Genomic DNA, 23997 nt, shown 5'->3' with positions numbered 1-23997 from the left:
AAGGTCAGATATAGGAAACGTATAGACAATATCTATAATTTCTGTGAACGAAAAGCTACGTTCTTATCTTTTTCACTAGGGTGATATTAAGGCGCTTCGCCAGTCTGACAAGATTTGCACGGTCCATTGACAGAGATCTGGCTGCCTTAGACCAGTTGTTTTCTGCGTTATGCAATGCCTTGATAATGAGTTGACGTTGAAATTTATCTGTTGCTTCCCGTAAGTCGGTATGGCTATCGGTCTCGAAACATACGGTGGACGAATCTGTGTCTTTACTTGTTAAAGAGTCTGAAGACACGGTTAAACCGGTAATGTCAGATGGCTCAATTATTGTATTTCCGGTTGGATTCTTCTCTCGAGCATAAAGTGCTGCGCGTGATATTACGTGCTCTAACTCTCTTACATTTCCCGGCCAGTGATAAACTGTCAGTTTATAAATTGCTTCTTTAGCCAGTATCAACTTTTGCAGTCCCAGACTTCGCCGCATTTTCTCTGCAAAATAGCCAGCCAGAAGCGGAACATCGCTTTGTCTGTCTCTGAGAGGCGGGACATATATCGGAAACACTATGAGACGATGATAAAGATCGGCCCGGAAGCGTTTATTTTGAACTTCATGCTCTAACTCTCTATTCGTAGCAGCAATAATTCTAACGTCCACTTTTCGACTCTTATCCTGACCGACCACCTGGATTTCCTGATTCTGTATTACTCTCAACAATGTACCCTGAATTTCAAGCGGAAGCTCTCCAATTTCGTCCAGAAATAATGTTCCGCCATCAGCAAGTAAGAACTTACCATCGCGGTCGTTTGCGGCACTGGTAAACGCACCTTTCACGTGGCCGAAGAGTTCACTTTCTATCAGATGAACAGGAATAGCAGCGCAATTTACATATACGAGCGGTTTATTCCGCCGGTTTGATTGATAATGTAGCTCACGGGCAACAAGTTCTTTGCCCACACCAGTTTCACCTTGCACCAAAATTGTGAGGTCGGACGAAGCTGCCAGTCGAATGGTCTGCTTTAATTTTTTTGTCGTAACACTATTTCCTATCATTTCTTCACCCTGATGATGCTCAGAGCTATTCTCATTCATTGTCCGTAATACATGCTGAGTATGAGTCTTCTGTTTATTTAACTCTCTGATATATAACGCAGCATATAAAAGCCGGGCTGCCAGCCTGGACAGTGTGTCAACTGAAGCGGCATCAAGCGCATCATACTCATTAGGTTCCAGGCTATCGAGAGTAAGTACACCTAGCAACGTTTCATCTTTATATAAAGGAATTCCCATACAGGAATGTACGTTCATATTATGGTTATGACTTGCAATCATTCCATCATAGGGGTCTGGTAACGGCGAATCAGCTGAAAAGCGAGTGACCGCCCTCGTGCTACAGATTGCTTTTAAACGTGGATGTTGCTCTAAAATAAACCGTCTCCCCATGACGTCATCGGACAACCCTCTTTGCGCAACGGGAACAAGTGTCTCGTGTCGAAAAATCAATAGTGCTACAGCATCTGCTTTAATAGTTGCACAAACCGCAGAAATCAAACTTTCATAAAAACAATTCATCGAAACTGCGGCGGACAGATCAAGGGCAAAGTTAACCAAACTAAATTGAGATATTTTACTCATGAGACCATTTTATATTAACACGAAGCATAGGTCATTATGACACAAACGATCCTAATTAGCTCATTAAGTGATGAGTCATTTTGACACATAGCTTAAAGAGTTATTCGTAACACATTGATACTAAGTGAAATAAAATTTGGCACACGAGTCGCATTACTCATAGCTACCAAATACTTAACGTCATTAAAGGTATGTTAATGCTTACTCAAACTCATATAGATACTGTCAAAGCGACCATTCCACTACTTGCTTCGGGAGGAACCGCAATTACCGAACATTTTTACGCCCGAATGTTCTTACATAATCCTGAGCTTAAAAATATATTTAACATGACGCATCAAAAAACAGGTCGTCAGCCAGCGGCTCTATTTAATGCGATAGCTGCATACGCTGCCAACATAGATCAGTTAGAGCTACTGACAGATGCCGTTATGCGTATTGCACACAAGCATACCAGTTTTAATATCCAGCCCGAACAGTACGCAATAGTGGGACATCATCTGATTGAGACATTGAGAGAATTGGCTCCGGACGCGTTTACTCCTGATGTTGAAGAGGCATGGACAGCTGCATATGGTCAATTAGCAGACATTTTCATTAAAGTTGAAAGTGAATTGTATCAACAAAGAGCTGCTGTAAAGGGGGGCTGGTCTGGCTTCAGAGCCTTTTCTGTCGTCTCAAAAGAGACCGAATCCGAACTCGTAACCAGTTTTACCTTAATGCCCGTCGATGGCGGTAGTGTTATCGATTATAAACCGGGCCAGTATTTAGGAATAAAGGTGCATCCTCATGGTAGTGAGCATGATGAAATAAGGCAGTATTCACTATCAACTGCCGCGAATGGAAAATCCTATCGCATTAGTGTTAAACGGGAAGGCCTGGGTGAAATGTGTGGTGTAATGTCTAATTATCTTCATTTAAAAATAAATGTTGGCGATGAAGTCTTGGTCATGCCCCCTGCCGGGGACTTTTATCTAAAACAACTTGATACTCCGGTTATATTGATTTCTGCAGGTGTGGGTCTGACGCCTATGCAAGCGATGTTAGATTCTTTAGTAAAAGAGAACTTCGCACATCCGGTGACCTATCTTCACGCATGTAAAAATCGAAATCAGCATTCTTTCAAAGAACATGTTGAGAGTGTTAAGAATACTCTGAACCTGCAGTCGCACACGTGGTATGAAAATGACGCTAGCAGTAGTAAAAATGAAACTACCGGAAGAATGAAAATAGAAGACGTTAAAGGTTCTTTACCACTGAAAGAGGGCGAGTTTTATCTCTGTGGACCTTTGCAATTTATGCTTGCTATCAAGCATGAATTATTAGCCTTGGGCGTCAGTCAATCGCGAATCAATTATGAATTATTCGGACCGCATCAAGAAGTTTAATCAAGTTTCAACGATGATTGACGCCAATAAACTCTTTGATAAATTAGCCAAAAAAACACTTTAAAGAATAAAATATTGCTCATGGCGAAAAAATCAGAACTTTTCACTGCTAATTCCATAAATACGGAGCGTTATAATCTTAAAAGTTCTTGTTATTTTTTTATTAAGTATTAATATCAGTGACAGCAATGAGGAAATCATGACTAAGCACTGTAATCTCAACAAGAGCATTTTACTCACCTTACCCAATTAAGCCGGATGCAGTTCTGCATTCGGCCGCCTCTTATTTATCTAAAACCAGAAATTCCGTACCGGAATAAATTAAAGCTATAGATTAAATTTATATTTCCTCACAGGAAAGGCTCTCCTGCGCGTGATTTTTAATTCAAAGAGGAAGGATTATCATGTCAAGAAAACCTAACATCACAATTTCATATGAAGACTTGAGTGATATTGAAGAACAGCTAAGAAAAATTAAATTACCGACTGAAAGGTTTGACGAATTAGAAAAAGAATTAGTTCGCGCCAAAGTCGTTAACATTAAAGATCTTGCTCCAGACGTTGTGGCAATAGGTTCTCAGGTTACATTTAAAATAAGTAAGTTTGATAAATACTTGACTAAAACACTCTGCCTTCCATTGGATATGCATAAATACGAAGACGGCATTTCAATTTTCGCACCAATTGGCTCGGCATTAATAGGTTTAAGAGCTGGTCAAAAAATTAGCTGGAATACTAAAAGTGGCGAACAACAAATTGATATATTAGAAGTAAAAAGAAAAGTCCGTTATCTCGTCTGTGATTAAAAGGTAATCATTTACAGGTTGATTTATGAATTATTTAAGTACTACTATTTCTCAGCTAAAACAAAGCAGTCCGGCACAAACTGAATTTTATCAGGCTGTAGAGGAAGTCCTGCGAACTCTGGAACCTGTTCTGGAAAAAAACAACTATTATGCGAAGCATTCAATTATACAGCGATTAGTTGAACCCGAAAGACAAATTATGTTTCGGGTGCCCTGGCAAGATGACAGCGGAAATATACAGATTAATAAGGGATACCGCATCGAATTTAATTCGGCACTTGGTCCGTACAAAGGAGGACTTCGTTTTCATCCTTCGGTCAATGCCAGTATTATAAAATTCTTAGGATTTGAACAAATATTTAAAAATGCGTTAACTGGCCTGCCAATTGGGGGGGGCAAAGGAGGTGCAAATTTCGATCCAAAAGGACGAAGCGATGCCGAAATAATGCGTTTTTGTCAGTCATTCATGAACGAACTCTATCGTCATATTGGACCCAATACTGATGTGCCTGCCGGTGATATTGGTGTAGGCGCCAGAGAAATAGGCTACATGTTCGGTCAATACAAAAGACTGACCGGGAAATATGAGGGCGTGCTTACCGGAAAAGGTTTGCTTTGGGGGGGGTCGTACGCGCGAAAGGAGGCAACAGGATATGGAACAGTATATTTCGCAGATCACATGCTTAATGCACGAGGAGAAAACTTACAAGGACAACGTTGCCTCGTGTCCGGTGCTGGAAATGTCGCTATTTATGCAATGGAGAAGCTTTATCAACTTGGTGCTACTCCTATTGCCTGTAGTGACTCAACCGGTACGCTATATCATGCGCAAGGGTTGGATCTGTCTCTTATTAAGGAACTCAAAGAAAAAGAACGTACTTCGCTTTTACGTTACTTAAAGTCTCACCCCAGGGCACAGTTCATTCCGATCAGTGAATATCCTTCAGGAGGACATACTATTTGGCGATACAAGGCAGACTTAGCGTTTCCATGTGCGACACAAAATGAGTTAACAACTCGTGATGCCGAAGCACTGGTTTCTAACGGATGCAAATTGGTTAGTGAAGGTGCAAATATGGCTTCTTCACAAGGTGCGGTAGAGTACTTTCTTAAAGCCGGTATTTCTTATGGTCCGGGTAAGGCCGCTAACGCCGGGGGAGTAGCGACAAGTCAGTTAGAAATGGCGCAAAACGCCAGTATGCAAAAATGGACTTTCGAACAAGTCGATTGTCAATTACTACAAATAACGAAGGATATTTATCTACGAGCCAGTGAGACTGCAAGAGAATTCGGTGCGCCCGGTAACCTTGTATTAGGAGCTAATATTGCTGCCTTTCGTCGGGTTGCAGACGCAATGATTGAGCAAGGTGTAGTTTAAAAAACGCATAAAGTGAATTCAGATCGCCTCGAAATTCATGTCAAATCTAGTCTGAATGCAAGAAACAAATAAATATCAGAACCTCATCATCATCTAGTCACGGTGACGGGACTGCAGCTGACTTTTATAAACATCACTTTAATTACTATTAAATACAGATGAGGCAAATCTACAGCCTGTTTACTGTTCTTAATAATAAGAAAGTTTTTCCGATTTAGCGGCTAATATTCGGTATACCATGACAGTGTAAGCGAGAATACAAGGGACAACAATCACGGTACCTACCAACAAAAAGCTAAGAGAATTCGCGTCTGCCAGCGCATCCATGATGGTGAGCTGACCCGGTACAATATAGGGATAGTAACTTATCCCAAACGCAGCAAAACATAGTAGAAATACAAGCAGAGCTAACGCAAAAGGCAGCCGTTCACCTTTCCTGTCCGCCTACGGCAGCCCTTGTAGCACGACACTACTTAAAGTCAGTAAACCAAAACACGTTACAGGTATAGCCATCAACAAAAAGCCCAGGGGGCTTTCTAACCAGAGTGCCCTCACTTCTGCGTGCAGCGTTAAATTTAAAAAATTTACGGCAATAATGCCCCCAGCCAGGATCATCAGGCATCGCTTTGCCCAGTAGAAGGCTTTTCGTTGTAAGTCACCCTCTGTTTTGAGAATAAGCCAGCCAGCACCGATAAACGCAAAAGCTGCGGTAACGCCGAAATCGGATAGCAAAGCAAAACCCTGCGCATACAGATCGGTACGCAGGCCGGTTACCCATATTCCTAACATGTATCTCTGAGAGAGCGTCGTCAACAGCGAACCGTATTTAAAACAGGTGTCCCACTTTTTCTTTTCCGTTTGAGCAACTTTCGCGCGGAAGTCGAAAGACACTCCCCTTAAAATAAGCCCCATTAGCATAAAAGTGGCGGGCAGATATAAAGTTTGTAAGATTGCACTATGCGCCTGTGGAAAGGCAATTAAAAGTAAACCCACCGCTAGCTAGGGAAACTGCGAATAAGTCCTGCAATTTAGTTCTTGAACCAGCCTTTGCATTCGCCGTCTAATTTTTGAACGCTAAATTCTCAATTCAGGCCAATATACTACCTTTTTAGGCCTGATTTCGGCCTTATTCCGGGTTATTTCCAGATCTCAGATAGATCTTGGCTGTCGCCTTAGCATCTGGTCTACTTTAAACAGGTTTGCCAAGGTGAATAACATGGCTAACTGTGAGTCATTTTTCATCAGTCCTTTATAGCGTGCTTTGATAAAGCCAAACTGACATTTGATGATCGGAAACGGATGCTCCACTTTCGCCCGGATGCAGGCTTTTAAGTATTCAATGTTAATGGCAGTTTTGTTCTTGCGAGGATGCATCTTCCTTAGCCAAGTAACATGTTTTCAACTTGAACCTTCACTTATCTTTTTTAGAAGACACGCTCTTATGTTGTCTATTACTAGGGTGACTTTCGGTGTAAATAATATGTTATTAATTCGTTCCTAAGTGCTCCTTTATCAAAGAAGTAAACTCGCGACTTGCTTCAACCGAAGGCACATGCCCAGTTTGTTTTAATTCCGTCACAGGTGCACTAAGGGTTTCTCCCAATGCTTGTAATGATGAGGTGGGTGTAGCGACATCATCTTCACCTGCAATAAGCAAAATAGGTGCACCATTAGGTTTAAGTTGAGTATGTGTGTCTCTTTCGCCTAACCACGCACACAATAAACCGTAAGAGTGATCGTCAACGTTCGCGAGTGATCCTTCCCATTGAGACAATAACGTGGGGAAACGTTTGGTACTAACCGGGCTAAACCATCTTGGAACTAAGCTGGCTGCGAGGGTTTCAAGCCCTTGTTGAGTCACACTTTTCTGGCGCTCCAGCCACGCTTCAGTGGAACCTATTTTCATACCAGTATTAGTTAACACGGTGCTTAACAAGCGTTCTGGATGGGAAATTAATAGCTGTTGCCCCAACATTCCGCCAATTGACGTACCCACGAAATCAAACTTATCGATACCTAACGAGTTACACAGGGTTAATAAGTCGTCAACTAACTGTGATTCACCAAGGTTTTTCGTGTTTGCGGGGAACGCTTTACTGTCACCGTGTCCAGGTAGGTCATAACGCAAAATGCTGAAGTTCACCATTAAGTCTGGTACCAAGTAGTCCCAAACACGCATATTCATACCCAACGGGTGAGCTAGCACTACAACAGGTTTGTGCTTAGTCTCAATGAACTGGTAGTGAATACCTTGCTCTGATAATGTCGCCATGTTGAGCCCCTAAATGCGTTTTAGCAATGTCGCTATACCTTGGCCAACACCAATACACATACTGCATAGTGCATAATCGGCCGAGGTTTGTTCAAATTGTAATGCGGCAGTATGCAGCAGGCGTGCCCCCGACATACCGAGTGGATGGCCAAGTGCAATGGCGCCGCCATTGGGATTCACTCTTGGATCATCTGCACTAAGTCCAAGTTCCTGCATACAGGCTAATGCTTGCGCTGCAAATGCTTCATTAAGTTCAATTGTGCCAATATCGTCTAGGGTCAACTTTTGTTTTGCAAGCAATTTATTAATTGCAGGTACTGGGCCTATACCCATAATAGTGGGTTCAACACCAGCGGTAGCCATCCCTTTAATTTGAGCAACAGGCGTTAAGTTATAGCGTTCAACTGCAGCTTCACTTGCGACAAGCATGGCAGATGCGCCATCGTTAATACCCGATGCATTACCTGCGGTAACCGAGCCATTTTCACGGAACGGAGCTTTTAGTTTTGCCAATGCCTCTAATGTTGTTTGAGGGCGTATGTGTTCATCTTTGTCGATGACGATGGTATCGCCTTTTCTAGGCTGAAAGGTCACAGGTGCTATTTCTTTAGCAAAACGGCCAGACGCTTGAGCAGCAGCCGCTTTTTGCTGAGACTGATACGCAAAGTTGTCTTGTGCTTCTCGGCTAATCGAGAATTTCGCTGCTACATTTTCTGCAGTCTCAGGCATGGTTTCAGTGCCGTATTGCTGCTTTAACGCAGGATTAATGAAGCGCCAACCCATGGTGGTATCTTCAAGTATTTGTGAGCGGTCAAATCCGCTTTGTGCTTTGCCCATCACAAATGGCGCTCGCGACATAGACTCAACGCCGCCAGCAAGAATAAGGTCTGCTTCACCTGCTGCAATTGAACGGTAAGCAAGACCAATGGCATCCATACCAGAGCCACACAAACGATTAATTGTGGTGGCTGGTACCGAAAATGGCACGCCTGCAAGTAAGGTGGCCATTCTAGCAACGTTTCGGTTGTCTTCACCGGCTTGGTTGGCACAGCCGAAAAACGCATCATCAATGCTTTCTGCTGGTAGCTGAGGGCACTGCGCCAGAACTGCGCGAATAACTTGTGCAAGTAAATCATCAGGACGAATGCTGGCTAGCCCACCAGCATAACGTCCAATGGCAGAGCGGCTGGGGTTACATAAATAAACGTTCATTACGCAGTCTCCGTTTGGCTGTGCGCCGCTTCAGTAACGCGCTTTAGTTCTCTTAATACTTCGATTTCGCTGCTGGTGGGTTCATCAGTGGTTTGAAGTGTGTCAGCAAAGCGAATGTCCCAGCCAGTGGCATCGATTACCTGTTGCTTTGTAACGCCTGGGTGCAAACTCACCACAATAAGTTCATTGGTTTCATCTTCTGGCTTTAATATACAAAGGTCAGAAATCACCAAAGTTGGGCCTTTACCCAGCGTAGACTTGCCTTTGCGACCTTGACCGTCTCGGCCAAAACCCAATGTGGTAATGAAGTCGACATCTTTAACAAAAGTGCGCTTTGAATGCCTTACGGTGATGATCACTTCTTTGGCATTGGTTGAAATTTCTGGTGCACCGCCACCGCCAGGAAGGCGAACTTTAGGGTTGGCATAACTGTGAGCGCCATCAGGGCCACTGTCTTTGTGCGATGCAGCGATAACTGTGGTGTTAATGTTGCCGTATCGGTCTACTTGTGCGGTGCCAAGGAAACCCACATCAATATGACCGCCTTGCAGCCAGTAACGGAACATTTCGGGAACCGAAACGGTGGTAAGCGCCGACTCGCAAAGTTCACCATCCCCAATAGATAAAGGCAAAACCTGCGGCTTGGTTTCTATGGTACCTGACTCGTAAATAAGTGTTATGTCAGGGGCATGAGTAAGGCGTGCTAAGTTCGCTGCAGCACTTGGTAAGCCAATGCCCACAAAACAAGTCGAATTGTTATTCAGAGCACGGGCAGCGGTAATCGTCATCATTTCGTCTGAAGTATATTGTTCGGTCATGATTATTCTCCTGCTTGAAATACTTCTTCATCTAACCACTTTAAAAATGGCTCGCGCTCTCGGCTTATGCTGTCCCACTTCTTGTAGTAACTGTTGTCGCGCGGGTAGTAACCACGTGTATAAGACGGTTTAGCGCCAAACGGTACGGTGGCAATGGCGTTGATTGTCCAAGCGGGAAGTACACAACTATTTGGACCTGCTTCTAAGTCGTCCACAATTTCTTCGACGGTGACGATGCTATAGCGAGAAGAAAGCACAACTTCCTTTTGAACCCCTAAAATACCTTCAATGAGTACGTTTCCTGCGCGGTCTGCTTTTTGCGCATGAACTATGCCCACATCGGGTTTAATCGATGGCACTGCGGCAAGCGCTTCACCCGTAAACGGACAAGTAACGGTTTTGATGTTGGGGTTAACGTGCTGTAGATCACTACCTACATAACCCCTGAATACCGCCATGGGTAAGCCTGATGCACCCGCTTCATAAGCATTTGCCATTGCCGCGTGACTGTGCTCTTCAATTTCGAGCGGAGCTGGATAGCCGTGCTCAATGGCGTCACGTACGCGGTGTAAAGAACCTACACCTGGGTTTCCTCCCCATGAAAACACAAGTTTGCTCACACACCCGGCACCGACTAGCTGATCGTAAATAAGATCAGGGGTCATTCTTACCAATGTGAGGTTGCGACGTCCTTGGCGAATAATTTCATGCCCTGCGGCGAAAGGAATAAGGTGAGTAAATCCCTCTAATGCAACTGTGTCGCCGTCCTTAACGCCATCTTCAATAGCTTTTGAAAGTGTTGTAAATAGTGTCATAATAAAAGTTCGCAATACGAATGTTGATTCATAATGCGAACAAATTAATGATTTTGATTGTTTAGGTCAAGTAATAAATGTTAAAAAATTGCTAGGGCTATCAGTCAAACCAATTTATGTTGCTGAATTCATAAGAGAACTGGCACTTCGTTTAACAATAAGAAATAATTCGCAAGAACTAACAAGAGACACAGTGCATGAGTGAAGAAAAAATACCGTCAACCCATCGCGATTACATAAGCGCGCTTGCTACCGGACTAGAGGTGTTAGGGGCGTTTGATGGTCAAAACAAAGAGATGACCTTATCGCAAGTAGCTGAAAAAATGGGAATTGATAGGGCTAAAGCCCGTCGGTTTTTACTTACATTGCATTCTCTTGGCTATATCCGTCGCGAGGGGCGACTCTTCGCCTTGGCACCTAAAGTGCTGTCGTTAGGGCAAGCTTATACCAGCAGCAATGGTTATATAGCAGTGGTTGAGCATTATCTTAAATCGATTACCGCAGAATTAGGGGAGTCGGCGTCTCTTGGGAAGTTAGATGGACAGTCAGTGGTGTACGTGGCGCGTTCTCCGGCATCACATCGTCTTATGTCGATTAACATAACAACGGGCACTCGACTGCCTGCACCGTATACGTCAATGGGAAGAGTACTTGCAGCACATCTTGACGCTTCAGAATTAACAGCATGGGCGAATGAAGCACAGTTACACCCACACACTGAGAAGAGTATTACCACTGCACAGGCGTTAGAACAGGAACTGATTAGGGTTAAGCAACAAGGTTTTAGTATTGTTGATCAAGAGCTTGAAGCGGGGTTGCGCTCGGTTGCTGTACCTGTATTTAATGGCAAAGGTGAATTGCTGGGGGCGATGAACTTAAGTACCAATGCATTAAGGGTGAGCTTAGAGACCATCACCGAGCATTGTATTCCAGTACTTAAGCATGCTGCTGAACAAATAAAACAAGATCTGCGCTAACCCCTTTTAGGGGTAGCGACCTTCTATTCGGTTTTGCACCAACTCATCTAATATCAACATGGCCGCAGCCATAATGTCATCTTCGGGTTCCTCACGTTTACTGAGAAATACCGGGCTGTTTATGCCGTCGTCTTTAAGCCGAACAAACGCTACACCATCTCTATTCGTGCGCATCACTTGTTCAGGCACAAGGGTGAAGCCCATATCTGAGGAAACAAGACCCAGTGCAGTACCTATATCATTAACTTGTTGGGCAACTCTGACTCTCAACCCGCGACTGGCAAACAGATCCAAACAGATGTTAGCGAACGTTGGAGGCTTACCACCTGGGTAAGTAATTAATGGCAGTGTTACGAGCTCTGCCATATCAACATCGTCATTAGCAAGTGGATGATGGATAGGTAGAGCTGCAAGGATAGGCTCGCTGAACAACAACTTCTGAGTCACATCGGCTTCTAGTGATGGCATCACAACCCGACCAAAACCCATATCAATTTTACCTGACTTGAGGGCTTCTATTTGTTCACCAGTTTTCATTTCGTGCAGTTCAACATCCACTTTGTGCTGCTGTCTTAAGCGCCTAACAAGCTGAGGAAGTTGCCCGTAAAAAATGGATGGAACAAAGCCAATTCTGAAAATTCGCTTTTTTCCTGCATCAATTCGCCGACTTTCTTCAACACATGAAGCTAACTTTTCAAGTATGAGTTGAGCCTGTTTCCAGAAGTATTCGCCAGCGGGGGTTAGGGTAATGCCACGGGCTTCTCGCTGAATGAGTTGAACGCCGACTTCTTCCTCTAACTGTTTGATTTGCCTTGTTAAAGGTGGCTGTGCCATAAATATCTTTTCGGCCGCTCTGGTCATGTTCTTTTCTTCCGCTACCGCACAAAAGTAGCGTAAATGCCTTAACTCCACCATACCTCCTAGGTATCGATACTAACTAAATCAATATTGGTTGTTAACAAAAAATATTTGTAGGTTACACGCAGACATTTACTGGCAACACAAAATTAACATTTACATGATATCACAAATTCAAACTTACATTGTCGATATTCCTACGATACGACCACACAAATTGTCCATGACATCTATGGCGGTTCAGTCGATGGTTATCGTAAGAATTACCGACGACAACGGCCTTGAAGGTATTGGCGAAGGTACAACAATAGGTGGTCTTGCGTACGGCGCTGAGAGCCCAGAAAGTATCAAAACCAACATTGATGCTTATTTAGCACCTTATTTAATTGGACAGTCATTTGCCAGCCCTAAAGCATTAATTAACAAGTTACAACTTGCTTTTAGAGGCAACCCTATTGCCAAGTCTGCGGTGCAAACGGCCCTGCTTGATTTACTTGGTAAACAACTTGGAGTGCCAGTTTCAACCTTACTCGGTGGTTCTTGCAATAATCATTTGTCTTGTCTTTGGGTATTGGCCTCAGGCAATACCGAAAAAGACATTGAAGAAGCGAAAGGCCTAGTAGCCGAAAAGCGCCATAACATTTTCAAACTGAAAATTGGCTCTCGTTCGGTACGTGACGATGTAGCGCATGTGGGCAAGATCAAAGCAGCGTTAGGCGATGACGTAAGTATTCGCGTTGATGTTAATCAAGCGTGGAGCGAGTCTCAAGCTACTTATGGTATGGCTGCACTACAAGAAGCCGGTATTGATTTAGTAGAGCAACCGACTCCTGCAAAAGATTTTGCCAGCCTTGTGCGTCTGTCTAAGAAATTTAACATCGGCATTTTGGCTGATGAATCTATTGCTGATAGCACAGATACCCTTTTGTTGGCTCAGCAAGGCTTCACAGGCTCAGTGGCCCTTAAGATAGGCAAAGCAGGCGGACTGTTTGGTTCACTTGATGTGGCTGCTGTGTGTAACGCGGCAGGTATTGGGCTATATGGCGGTACGCTGCTCGAAGGCACTGTGGGTACCACTGCCGCGTTACATGCATGGTCGACTCTACCTGTTATTGAATTTGGCACAGAGATGTTTGGCCCACTTCTGCAGTGCGATGACATCGTTAAATCCCCTCTAAATTATCACAACTTTGGCGTTGAAGTTCCTACGACAGCTGGGCTAGGGCTCGAAATCGATGAGGACAAATTACGTCAATACACCCGCAAGGCGAAGTAAGGAGCAAATATGTTATTCAAAGTTGAAATGACTGTGATACCGCCAGCACATCTGAGCGAAGAAGAATTTAATGCAATTAAGTTGAAAGAAAAAAACTATGCCGAAGGACTGCAGGAAGAAGGCATTTGGGTGCACCTTTGGCGAGTGGCTGGTCAATACGCCAATGTGAGCATATTCGAGGTGAAGGATAACCAGCATTTACACGACGTACTAATGGGCTTACCGCTGTACCCCTTTATGACGATGAGTGTGACGCCTTTGTGTCAGCACCCTTCATCAATCAAATAAAAAACTAACAGGCAAAAACTCGCTGCATTGCAGCGCGGAGACTAAGACTATGACTACTATCAATACTTTACAAACTGAACATGTTCAAACGTTACTTAAGCGTGCCGCTGGCCTAGACAACGACAAAGGCAATCCTCGCACTAAAGAAATTATGCACCGCTTGCTAACTGACGTGTTCAAGATGATTGAAGACCTCGACATTACACAAGAAGAGTTTTGGCAAGGCGTTAACTACCTAAATGAATTAGGTGCGAATGGCGAAGCCGTGCTGCTTGCTCCAGGTTTAGGTTTTGATCATTTTCTTGATGTTCGTGAAGACGCTAAAGACGCTGCCATTGGTGAGCTAGGCGGTACACCACGTACTATTGAAGGTCCGTTGTATGTTGAAGGCGCGCCGACAAGTGAAGGCGAAGCAAGAATGGATGATGGTCAGTCACCTGGCCAAGAAATGTGGCTACATGGTCAGGTTGTTGATGAAGAAGGCAACCCAATTGCAGGCGCAGTTGTTGATATCTGGCATGCCGACGTGAAAGGTGCTTACTCGCATTTTGACCCTTCTCAAACTCCGTTTAATTTACGTCGCCGCATCATTGCTGATGAGCAAGGCTGCTATCGCGCACGCAGTATTGTACCTAGCGGCTACGGTTGCCCTCCAGGTGGTTCAACGATGAAAGTGTTAGAAAGCCTTGGCCGTCATGGTAATCGCCCTGCGCACATTCACTACTTTGTAGCGAAAGACGGCTTTAAGCACCTTACTACGCAAATTAACCTAGCCGGTGATGAATACACCTATGACGATTTCGCTTTCGCAACGCGTGACGAATTGGTTGTTGAAGCAAAAAGTGTATCTGAGCCAGAGCAAATTAAAGCCATGGGCTTTAAAGACAATTACCTTGATGTGGAATTCAACATCACATTAATGGCAACGAAGAACGACGAGAAGCAAGACAAGCATGCTCGTGCCCGTGCAACTGTGGAGCAGGCGTAAGCCTGCTACCTTCGGGAGATAAATTATGTCAGCAACATTGAATCAACTAGAACAGAAGATCCGTGGTGCCGTTGAGGCCGACGAAGAGACGGGGCATTATCGCTGTGACCGTGGGATCTTTACCGACAAAGACTTATTTGATTTAGAAATTAAACACATCTTTGAAGGCAACTGGGTATTTTTGGCACATGAAAGCCAAATTCCCGAAATCGGTGACTATTACACTACTACAATTGGTCGCCAGCCGGTTGTTATTACGCGTAACAAAGACGGCGACCTAAATGCCATTTTAAATACGTGTTCGCACCGCGGTGCAACATTATGTCGTCGTAAACGCGGTAACAAAACGTCTTTTACTTGCCCCTTCCACGGTTGGACATTTAACAACTCAGGCAAACTTTTAAAAGCGCGTGATCAGAAGAAAGGTGGTTACCCTGAGTCGTTCAATGTTGATGGCTCTCATGACCTTAAGCATATTGCACGTTTTGAATCGTATCGCGGCTTTTTGTTCGGTAGTTTGAATGCCGATGTATTACCGCTAGAGCAATATCTAGGTGAAACCACGAAGGTTATCGACAATATTGTGGATCAAGATCCAGAAGGTATCGAAGTTATTCGTGGTACTTCAACGTACACCTACGAAGGTAACTGGAAGCTTACTGCTGAAAACGGTGCTGATGGCTATCACGTTGGAACTGTTCACTGGAACTACTTATCAACGATGAGTCACCGCAACTACGAAGAAGGCGGTACAGAAGCGGTTGATGCGAAAAGCTGGTCGGGCGAGGGTGGTTTCTATTCATTTGAAAACGGTCACATGATGTTGTGGACACGTTTAACAAACCCAGCTGCACGGCCTATTTACAGCCAACTAGAACGTCTTCAGCAGGAAGTGGGTGAAGCGCGAGCCGACACCATTGTAAATCAAACGCGTAACTTGTGTTTGTACCCTAACGTTTACGTGATGGACCAATTCTCAACGCAAATTCGCGTACTTCGCCCTATTTCTGTGAATAAGACGGAAGTGTCTATTTACTGCTTTGCACCTAAGAGCGAGTCTGCTGAAAATCGTCAAAAGCGCCTTCGTCAGTACGAAGATTTCTTTAACGTATCTGGCATGGGAACACCGGACGACCTAGAAGAATTCAGAGGTTGTCAGCAAGGCTACGAAGCGCGTGATATGCGTTGGAACGATATGAGCCGAGGTGCAGCGCACTGGATGGAAGGCCCAGACGATTATGCCAAAGGTGTAGGTATGGACACAGTTGCGTCAGGTATCAAACCAGAAGATGAAGGCCTATACGTTCATCACCACAAGCATTGGGTAGAAGAAATGCTAAATGCGATTGAGCTAGAAAGAGCCAGTCATATTCCTGTTGTGCAAAAAGATTAAGAGGTGGCCGAGATGACTTATCAGGAAATTCAGACGTTTGTATTTCGCGAGGCGCGGTTACTTGACGACCGTCAATGGGATGACTGGCTAATGTGTTATCACCCAAAATGCGAATATTGGATGCCAGCATGGGATGATGATGATCAATTAACCAACGATCCTCATAAAGAAATTTCACTCATTTATTATCCCAATCGCAATGGTTTGGAAGACAGAGTATACCGCATAAAGACTGAGCGTTCTGGCGCGAGTATGCCAGAGCCGAGAACCACGCATCAGTGTAGTAATTTAGAAGTATTGAACCAAGACGAGACAACAGCGGAAATCCGCTACAACTTCAATACGCTAAGCCACCGCTATCGCGAGACAACAAACTTTTTTGGAACTGTGTTTTGTTCGTTGGATATCAGTGGCGAAACGCCAGTTATTACGCGTAAAAAAGTGATTTTGAATAATGATTACATCAATCAGGTTATTGATGTATATCACCTGTAAAGACGGAGAATTATTATGTCTTTCAAAGTAGCTCTTAATTTCGAAGACGGCGTAACGCGTGTTATCGAATGTAATGATGGCGAGACAGTGCTTGACGCTGCCTATCGCCATCAAGTGAAACTGCCAATGGACTGCTCTGATGGTGTTTGTGGAACCTGCAAAGGTAGCTGCAAGCAAGGTACTTACGACTTAGGTGATGAATATATCGATGAAGCGTTAACTGACGATGAAGCTGCTGATGGGTTAATTCTTACCTGTCAGATGTTGCCTCAATCAGACGTGGTGGTTTCTATTCCAGCGGCCTCTTCGCTGTGTGCATCAGGCCCGCAAAGCATTACAAGCACTATTACCAGTGTAAATGCGTTGTCGGACACCACCATTGAATTAAATGTCGCTTTGTCTGAGCCACTTGATTTCTTGCCCGGTCAGTACATTAATTTGGGGCTGCCAAACTCTGATGAGACCCGTGCGTATTCATTTAGCTCTTGCCCGGGAAGCAAAGATGCAAGCTTCCTTATTCGCAATGTGCCTAATGGCTTGATGAGTACTTACTTAAGCAAAAACGCCAATGCTGGCGACGTGCTTCCGGTAACCGGTCCACTCGGTAGTTTTTACTTGCGTTCAGTAGAACGCCCAGTACTTATGCTAGCAGGCGGAACAGGGCTTGCACCTATTCTTTCTATGCTGGCGTCGCTTGCGCAGAACCCAACCAGTCAACCTGTGTATTTACTCTATGGTGTGACCAATGTGGATGACTTGGTGAAGCTTGAAGCCTTACAAGAATATGCCGATGCATTGGACAACTTTAGCTACGCCACTGTCGTTGTTAACCCAGATAGCGCACATGAGAAGTTGGGTTTTGTTACTGATCATATGGAAAGTGTTCCATTTGCACTAGCTGATGCAGATGCATATTTATGTGGACCTCCGCCGATGGTTGATGCCGTGCGTCAATACTTTAAAGATGCGGGTACAAACCCATTTTCGTTCCATTACGAAAAATTCAACCCCAGCCAGCCTAAAGAGGAAGCCGCATGAGTTTGCGCTTCGATGGGCAGGTCATTGTAGTTACTGGCGCAGCGCAAGGCATTGGCCTTCGCGTTGCACAACGAGCTGCTGCTGAGGGAGCTAAGTTGGTATTGGTTGACCGCTCAGCACATGTTCAACAGATTGCCGAGTCACTCAATGAAAACGGTGCGGATGCTATTGCTGTAGAGGCTGATTTAGAAACCTATGAAGGTGCGCTTAATGCTATGAATACGGCATCTGCGCATTTTGGGCGAATCGATAAGCTTATCAATAATGTGGGGGGGACCATTTGGGCCAAACCCTACGAGCATTATCAAGCTGACGAAATTGAAAAAGAAGTTCGTCGCTCGTTGTTCCCCACGTTGTGGTGTTGTCGCGCAGTATTGCCTGCCATGTTAGATAACGGAAAAGGCGCCATAGTGAACGTGTCTTCGGTTGCTACTCGTGGTGTAAACCGCGCGCCTTATGCCGCGGCAAAAGGGGGCGTGAATGCACTGACAGTGTCACTTGCCTTTGAGTATGCGCAGCACAATATTCGTGTGAATGCCACGGCACCAGGCGGAACCGACGCGCCTCAGCGCATTATTCCGCGCAACGAGTCTACACAAAGTGAGCAGGAAAAAATTTGGTATCAGCAAATTGTCGATCAGACCATTGATACCAGTTTTATGTCTCGTTACGGCACGCTAGATGAACAAGCATCTGCCATTTTGTATTTAGCTTCAGATGAAGCCAGCTATATTACAGGAACTATTTTGCCTGTTGCTGGTGGAGATTGTGGGTAAAAAACAAGAATAAAAAGCCGCTTTTAAGCGGCTTTCTTTATGAGAAAAGAGTTATGAGTAATGCACTAACCGCATTAATTGACAATGCAAAATTTAACCGCTTTCATTTGCGCACGTTACTGCTGTGCGCACTGATCATTATATTCGACGGCTACGACTTAGTTGTGTACGGCGTAGTGCTACCTGTATTAATGGAACAGTGGTCGTTAACACCTGTACAGGCAGGCGCGTTGGGTAGCTATGCGTTATTTGGAATGATGATTGGGGCAATTGTTTTTGGACAATTGGCAGATCGCATCGGGCGTCGCTTGTCTATTGCTATCTGTATTGCACTGTTTAGTGGTTTTACCTTCATCAATGGTTTTGCGTCCAATGTAACCGAGTTTGGTATATGCCGCTTTATTGCCGGGCTTGGCATTGGTGGAGTTATGCCTAATGTAGTTGCGCTTATGAACGAGTATTCGCCTAAAAAAATGCGCGGAACACTGGTGGCCATTATGTTCAGTGGCTATTCTGTCGGTGGTATGATGGCAGCTTGGTTAGGCATGCAAATGATTCCACAGTGGGGGTGGCAATCGGTTTTCTATGTGGCTATTTTACCCCTCGTGTTACTTCCTTTAATTCTTGCCTTTTTACCTGAATCACTGGCGTTTCTCATTCGTCAGGGAAAAAGAGACACCGCCAAGAAAATCATCTCGCGAATTGCTCCTTCAAATACAGATGTGCCTCTTAAGGGTGACGAAGACGATACTGTAGTAGCACCAAGCCATTTTGGCGTTAAGCAACTCTTTAACGGTCAAAATGCGTTGCCTTCTATTTTGTTGTGGTGTGCGTTCTTTTGCTGCTTACTGATGGTATACGCATTAACGTCTTGGTTACCTAAACTGATGAATAATGCAGGGTTCTCGTTGGGGTCTAGTTTACAATTCTTATTAGTGCTTAACGTTGGTGCTATCGCTGGTGCTATTTATGGCGGGTGGCTTGGCGATCGTTCTAATTTGCCTAAAGTACTCACCTTCTTCTTTATTGCTGCTGCGGTATCAATCACCCTTATGGGCTTAGATATACCAAGCTTTGTGCGCTATTTGGCTATTGCTGTGGCGGGTGCTGCAACAATAGGTAGTCAAATACTCTTATATGCCTGTGCAGCGCAGTACTATCCGTTACACATTCGTTCTACCGGCCTTGGTTGGGCATCGGGGATTGGTAGAAACGGCGCTATCGTCGGGCCTTTACTGGGCGGCTATTTATTGTCAGAACAGCTTGAGCTACACCTTAATTTCATGGTGTTTGCTATTCCAGGCATTATTTGTGCGCTTGCCATGGGGATATTTTATTTTCACCAACATCGCGCCAGTAGCGCAAAACACATAAGCGATGTACAGCCTAGTGTGGTTGAAAACGCTTAATTTACAAAGCGCGTAAATTCACTGTTTACTCGTCTTGTATTACCTACTACACGCATCTTAAACCGAAATATGTAGTTTAAGTAAACCGCGTTCCCAAGCTGTGCTATTCGCAGGTGATTTCTTGCGGGTAGCACGGCAACCAATGGAGTGACTTATGCAAAATCAGCCTAGTTTCATTTCTTTTCCACCGTTAAAAGACTGGTCGTTGTCTGCCGCAGTAGCGGGGGTCCTTGCTTCGACAATGGGCTATGCAGGTCCACTGGTTATCTTGTTTCAAGTTGCCGAATCGGCGAATTTGAGCAGTGAGGTACTGACTTCTTGGATTTGGGGGATGTCTATTGCTAGCGGTTTACTATGTGGTTGGTTTAGCTTGCGCTATCGCATGCCCTTGCTTTTTGCATGGAATGCACCGGGTTCTGCCTTGCTCGTTACCTTAGTGCCGGGTATGCCGTGGAGCGATGTGATAGGCGCGTACATTATGTCTGGTGGCATTTTGTTGTTATTAGGAGTAACAGGGGCATTTGAGCGGCTAGTGAATCGATTGCCTTTGGCCTTAGCTGCGGCACTGTTGGCAGGAATATTGGTTAACTTTTCTCTCGATCTCTTTTCTAAGATGACACAAGCGCCTTTACTGGGGCTGGTGATGTTCGCAGGCTATATCTTATTGCGTCACTTGCTGCCGCGTTACGCCATCATGCTTACCGTTGCTATTGGGGTAGGGGTACTGGCCTTAAACTATGATTTGTCATTTCAACAAGTTGACTGGCAAATATCAACACCCAATTGGTACATGCCTAGTTTCTCACTCACTGCATTATTTAGTATTTCAATACCGCTCATGCTAGTTGCTGTGAGTGGCCAATTTATTACTGGTATCGCCATACTAAGGCAAGACAAGTATTCACCACCGTCAAATCAGATTGTTGCAGGTAGTGGGCTTATGAGTATTCTGTTTGCTCCAACGGCGTGTCATGGGGTGAATTTATCTGCAATAACCGCTGCCATTTGCACCGGCCCAGATGCCAACCCCGACCCTAAAAAACGCTATTTTGGCCCTGCTGTCGCCATGCTGTGGTACATTATGTTTGGGCTATTTAGCGCCGCGCTAGTGAGTGTGATTCAAGCGTTTCCCGCTGCGTTTATCGCAATGGTGGCCGGTATTGCACTTTTGGGGGCGCTGGAAGGGTCACTTTCTACAGCATTAAGCCAACCTGCAGACCGAGAAGCGGCGTTGTGTACCTTTCTTATTACCGCATCGGATTTGTCGTTATTAGGGCTTTCCTCCGCGTTTTGGGGGCTAGTCATTGGCGGCACTATCATTGTTGTTCAGCGCTATCTTAAAAAGTAACACCAGCAACAAAAGCAACACCGCTCCCAAGCAATTTTGACCCGCCAAATGGCGGGTTTTTTACTTGTTTTTTTCTTTATGTTTGCTCTTTTTTAATTATTGGTGAATTAATTTATAAATAATGAACAAATTGTGGTGGGTAATTTTTGTCTATAGAAGCTATCAATGCTCTTCCAAATCTGCTTGTGATTATCAATTAATAACAATGGTTTACATGTTTTTTAATGCATTGTTGTTCAACCTATATACCGCAAAGCCATACCCGTTAAGTATTGAGAGTCACTCATTTGGTATTGGTTTGTGATTTATCTTCACAGTAAGTTCCCTGATTAGAAACAATTGCATAACACAAAATTTACAAAGGTGGGTTGCCTTAACGTCAGTTGTTTCTGTTTATCACACACATGCTTGGCACATTTACAACGGAGAACTGAATGAATACTTTAAAACAAAAAACACTCATCAAGCCCCTACTTGCCTCGTCACTATCGGTTGGTTTAGCGCTTGCTACTGGCGCAGAGGCAGCGAACCTAGCTGACACCGAGGTGAAATTCTCTGGTTATATCAAAGTTGACGCAATGTATAGCGACTACTCAAACGGTGAAGGTGTTGGCCCTGGACGTGATATTTACGTACCGTCTTTGGTACAAACGGGCGCCACCGACGATGGGCTAGGTGGCCGATTTGATGCGCACGCGAAACAGTCTCGTTTCAGATTTACTACCAATACGCCAGTAGACGGTGAAGACGTCATTACCGGTGTGTTTGAATTTGACTTTCTATTGACATCTGGTGGTGATGAGCGAGTGAGCAACTCCTATACGCCACGTATGCGACATGCTTACTTGAAATACAACAACTGGCTTATTGGTCAAACTTGGTCAACTATCATGGACTTAGGCGCTTTGGTTGAATCAGTAGATTTTATTGGTACGACAGACGGTGTGGCTTTTACTCGTCAACCACAAATTCGTTATTCAAATAACGGTTTTGAAGTGGCGTTGGAAAACCCTGAGACAACCGTTGGTACTACCACTACCGCGCAAATTATGACAGATGACAATTCTGTACCTGATCTCATTGGTACTTATACGATGAAAGCCAGCTGGGGTCATGTGAAAGTGGGCGGTATCTTGCGTCAGCTTGCTTATGAAACACAAGGCGAAGATTACTCAGACACGGGTATTGCACTATCGCTTTCATCGCGCATTAACTTGAGCAATGGCGATGATATTCGCATTCAAGTAGCTAGTGGTTCGGGCTTAGGTCGTTATGTTGGCGTAAATGCTGCCAATGGTGCCTTCCTAGACGATGAAGGTAACTTTGATGCCATTGATGCAACCGCGGTTACTGTAGCTTACCGCCACTTATGGAGCGAAAGCGCTCGTACCAATCTTATTTTCTCTTCATTAGATGTAGACACTGTCGAGGGCATGGTGGGCTCGCGTACACATGACGTTTACAGCGCGCGCATTAACTACATCTACAACATTACTAAGCCGCTATCGGTTGGCTTGGAATATACCTACGCAAAGCGTGAAACTGTTGACGGTTTCGACGGCGATATGAGCCGCGTTCAAGCAATGGCGAAATACGCTTTTTAACATTCACCTACCACAATACGAGTAACTTACCATGATATTTAAAAATAAAACGCTTAGAAAAGTCGTCTTGGCCAGTAGTGTGATGGCGACAAGTGTGTTGTCAGGTATGTCTGCACATGCCGACGAATCGCCCATAAAAATTGGCGTAATGCTGCCATACAGTGGTGTTTATGCTGGGTTGGGTGAGGCTGCTACTAACGGCCTGAAACAAGCCCTAAAAGAAAAGGGCAATACTATTGCCGGTCGCCCTGTTGAATTCATCATTAGCGACACTGAAGCAAAGCCAGCACGCGCTCCAGAGTTAACCTCTGCAATGACCGATAAAGACGATGCCGATTTCATTATTGGCCCAGTTCACTCAGGGGTAGCAATGGGCATGATCAAATCGGTTAGAAACAAAGACTCTATCATGATCATTCCCAATGCAGGTGCTAACGCTGCAACAGGTGCATTCTGTCAGCCGAATGTGTTCCGCACATCTTTTTCGTCTTGGCAAACTGCTTACCCAATGGGTAATCAAGCCATTGAAATGGGCTATAAAAAGGTGGTGACACTAAGTTGGAACTACGGGTTTGGAAAAGAGTCGCTTGCCGCGTTTTCAGAATCATTTGAAGCTGCTGGTGGCGAAGTGGTTAAGGAAATTTTCGTACCGTTTCCAAAAACAGAGTTTCAGTCTTACCTAACTGAAATTGCCTCAATAAAGCCAGATGCTGTATTTGTGTTCTTTGCCGGTGGTGGCTCGGTTAAGTTTGTTAAAGACTACGACGCCATGGGGCTTAAAGGCAAAATTCCACTTATTGGTTCTGGTTTCTTAACAGAAGGCACCATTGAAGCGCAAGGTGAAGCCGCTGACGGCCTATTCACCACACTACACTACGCCGATACCTTGGATAACCCTAAGAACAAAGCGTTCAGAGCCGAGTATTTGTCATTGTACAACAAGCCTGCTGACTTATATGCCGTTCAAGGGTATGACGCCGGTCAATTGATTATTCAAGCCGTGGAAGCAACCAAGGGTAATACCGCTGACAAAAAAGCTCTGATAAAGGCAATGGAAGGTGTTGAAATTGATAGCCCGCGCGGCAGCTTCCATTTCTCTAAGGCGCACAATCCAATTCAAAACATCTATTTAAGAAAGGTTGAGAACGGAGAAAACATGGTGGTTAAAACCGCTGCAGCGAACCTGAATGACCCAGCACGTGGTTGTCGTTTATAAGTTATT

At 44.6% G+C, this 23997-nt stretch carries 21 protein-coding genes and 2 pseudogenes; 15 read left to right on the top strand and 8 right to left on the bottom strand.

All coding sequences use genetic code 11. From position 1 onward, the window contains the following. Positions 1-55: 55 nt before the first annotated feature. Positions 56-1636, bottom strand: coding sequence for a nitric oxide reductase transcriptional regulator NorR (gene norR, locus ACFI6J_RS01390; protein ID WP_061095597.1), 1581 nt, complete (start codon positions 1634-1636; stop codon positions 56-58). A gap of 197 nt (positions 1637-1833) precedes the next feature. Between norR and hmpA the strand changes: the two genes are divergently transcribed. The 3 genes from hmpA to gdhA all read left to right on the top strand — a co-directional run bounded on the left by hmpA (position 1834) and on the right by gdhA (position 5208). Continuing rightward, complete coding sequence (hmpA, locus tag ACFI6J_RS01385) at positions 1834-3024, top strand: NO-inducible flavohemoprotein (RefSeq protein WP_348670614.1); 1191 nt, start codon at positions 1834-1836, stop codon at positions 3022-3024. A 404-nt stretch (positions 3025-3428) separates the two neighbouring features. Then, positions 3429-3830 (top strand): GreA/GreB family elongation factor, encoded by a 402-nt coding sequence (locus ACFI6J_RS01380; protein ID WP_049588182.1) that lies wholly within the window; start codon positions 3429-3431, stop codon positions 3828-3830. 25 nt (positions 3831-3855) lie between these two features. Continuing rightward, on the top strand, positions 3856-5208 hold the full coding sequence (gdhA, locus tag ACFI6J_RS01375) for an NADP-specific glutamate dehydrogenase (RefSeq protein WP_049588184.1): 1353 nt from the start codon (positions 3856-3858) through the stop codon (positions 5206-5208). A gap of 189 nt (positions 5209-5397) precedes the next feature. Here gdhA and ACFI6J_RS01370 read toward each other — a convergent pair. The 6 genes and pseudogenes from ACFI6J_RS01370 to ACFI6J_RS01345 all read right to left on the bottom strand — a co-directional run bounded on the left by ACFI6J_RS01370 (position 5398) and on the right by ACFI6J_RS01345 (position 10325). Beyond that, positions 5398-6201, bottom strand: a pseudogene (locus ACFI6J_RS01370) (cytochrome d ubiquinol oxidase subunit II). A gap of 156 nt (positions 6202-6357) precedes the next feature. Continuing rightward, positions 6358-6585, bottom strand: a pseudogene (locus ACFI6J_RS01365) (IS5/IS1182 family transposase); the annotation flags it as partial. Between the two features lie 109 nt (positions 6586-6694). Then, complete coding sequence (locus ACFI6J_RS01360) at positions 6695-7480, bottom strand: alpha/beta fold hydrolase (protein ID WP_348670613.1); 786 nt, start codon at positions 7478-7480, stop codon at positions 6695-6697. 9 nt (positions 7481-7489) lie between these two features. Further along, the gene (gene pcaF, locus ACFI6J_RS01355) at positions 7490-8692 is read right to left on the bottom strand and encodes a 3-oxoadipyl-CoA thiolase (RefSeq protein ID WP_069944880.1); all 1203 of its coding nucleotides are present in this window, start codon (positions 8690-8692) and stop codon (positions 7490-7492) included. Next, the gene (locus ACFI6J_RS01350) at positions 8692-9510 is read right to left on the bottom strand and encodes a CoA-transferase subunit beta (RefSeq protein WP_069944879.1); all 819 of its coding nucleotides are present in this window, start codon (positions 9508-9510) and stop codon (positions 8692-8694) included. The genes pcaF and ACFI6J_RS01350 overlap by 1 nt, the downstream gene beginning before the upstream one ends. Before the next feature lie 2 nt (positions 9511-9512). Then, complete coding sequence (locus tag ACFI6J_RS01345) at positions 9513-10325, bottom strand: CoA transferase subunit A (RefSeq protein ID WP_348670612.1); 813 nt, start codon at positions 10323-10325, stop codon at positions 9513-9515. 197 nt (positions 10326-10522) lie between these two features. Between ACFI6J_RS01345 and ACFI6J_RS01340 the strand changes: the two genes are divergently transcribed. Beyond that, the gene (locus ACFI6J_RS01340) at positions 10523-11302 is read left to right on the top strand and encodes an IclR family transcriptional regulator domain-containing protein (RefSeq protein WP_187447495.1); all 780 of its coding nucleotides are present in this window, start codon (positions 10523-10525) and stop codon (positions 11300-11302) included. 6 nt (positions 11303-11308) lie between these two features. On the opposite strand, the gene ACFI6J_RS01335 is transcribed toward ACFI6J_RS01340, so the two are convergent. After that, complete coding sequence (locus ACFI6J_RS01335; RefSeq protein WP_348670611.1) at positions 11309-12217, bottom strand: LysR family transcriptional regulator; 909 nt, start codon at positions 12215-12217, stop codon at positions 11309-11311. Positions 12218-12320: 103 nt separating this feature from the next. Here ACFI6J_RS01335 and ACFI6J_RS01330 point away from each other — a divergent pair, with 103 nt between their 5' ends. The 11 genes from ACFI6J_RS01330 (at position 12321) to ACFI6J_RS01280 (ending at position 23991) form a co-directional block, all read left to right on the top strand. Further along, the gene (locus ACFI6J_RS01330; protein ID WP_348670610.1) at positions 12321-13436 is read left to right on the top strand and encodes a muconate/chloromuconate family cycloisomerase; all 1116 of its coding nucleotides are present in this window, start codon (positions 12321-12323) and stop codon (positions 13434-13436) included. 9 nt (positions 13437-13445) lie between these two features. Continuing rightward, on the top strand, positions 13446-13724 hold the full coding sequence (locus ACFI6J_RS01325; protein WP_014977317.1) for a muconolactone Delta-isomerase family protein: 279 nt from the start codon (positions 13446-13448) through the stop codon (positions 13722-13724). A gap of 49 nt (positions 13725-13773) precedes the next feature. Then, positions 13774-14712, top strand: coding sequence for a catechol 1,2-dioxygenase (gene catA, locus ACFI6J_RS01320; RefSeq protein ID WP_069944874.1), 939 nt, complete (start codon positions 13774-13776; stop codon positions 14710-14712). A 25-nt stretch (positions 14713-14737) separates the two neighbouring features. Beyond that, positions 14738-16105, top strand: coding sequence for a Rieske 2Fe-2S domain-containing protein (locus ACFI6J_RS01315; protein WP_187447493.1), 1368 nt, complete (start codon positions 14738-14740; stop codon positions 16103-16105). 12 nt (positions 16106-16117) lie between these two features. Beyond that, positions 16118-16600 (top strand): benzoate 1,2-dioxygenase small subunit, encoded by a 483-nt coding sequence (benB, locus tag ACFI6J_RS01310; protein WP_187447492.1) that lies wholly within the window; start codon positions 16118-16120, stop codon positions 16598-16600. Positions 16601-16615: 15 nt separating this feature from the next. Then, a complete protein-coding gene (gene benC, locus ACFI6J_RS01305; protein WP_187447491.1) occupies positions 16616-17638 on the top strand; it encodes a benzoate 1,2-dioxygenase electron transfer component BenC in 1023 nt (340 codons plus the stop codon). Beyond that, entirely contained in the window at positions 17635-18414 is a 780-nt protein-coding gene (locus tag ACFI6J_RS01300; RefSeq protein ID WP_187447490.1) for a 1,6-dihydroxycyclohexa-2,4-diene-1-carboxylate dehydrogenase, read from the top strand. The genes benC and ACFI6J_RS01300 overlap by 4 nt, the downstream gene beginning before the upstream one ends. Before the next feature lie 53 nt (positions 18415-18467). Continuing rightward, positions 18468-19823 (top strand): MFS transporter, encoded by a 1356-nt coding sequence (locus tag ACFI6J_RS01295; protein ID WP_187447489.1) that lies wholly within the window; start codon positions 18468-18470, stop codon positions 19821-19823. Between the two features lie 154 nt (positions 19824-19977). Beyond that, on the top strand, positions 19978-21171 hold the full coding sequence (locus ACFI6J_RS01290; protein ID WP_187447488.1) for a benzoate/H(+) symporter BenE family transporter: 1194 nt from the start codon (positions 19978-19980) through the stop codon (positions 21169-21171). A gap of 434 nt (positions 21172-21605) precedes the next feature. After that, a complete protein-coding gene (locus ACFI6J_RS01285) occupies positions 21606-22775 on the top strand; it encodes a DcaP family trimeric outer membrane transporter (RefSeq protein WP_187447713.1) in 1170 nt (389 codons plus the stop codon). Positions 22776-22806: 31 nt separating this feature from the next. Next, a complete protein-coding gene (locus ACFI6J_RS01280) occupies positions 22807-23991 on the top strand; it encodes an ABC transporter substrate-binding protein (RefSeq protein WP_187447712.1) in 1185 nt (394 codons plus the stop codon). The last annotated feature ends 6 nt before the right edge of the window (positions 23992-23997 follow it).

Source organism: Alteromonas sp. G4i13, assembly GCF_054960505.1.
This window is presented reverse-complemented; position numbering and strand designations above follow the sequence as displayed.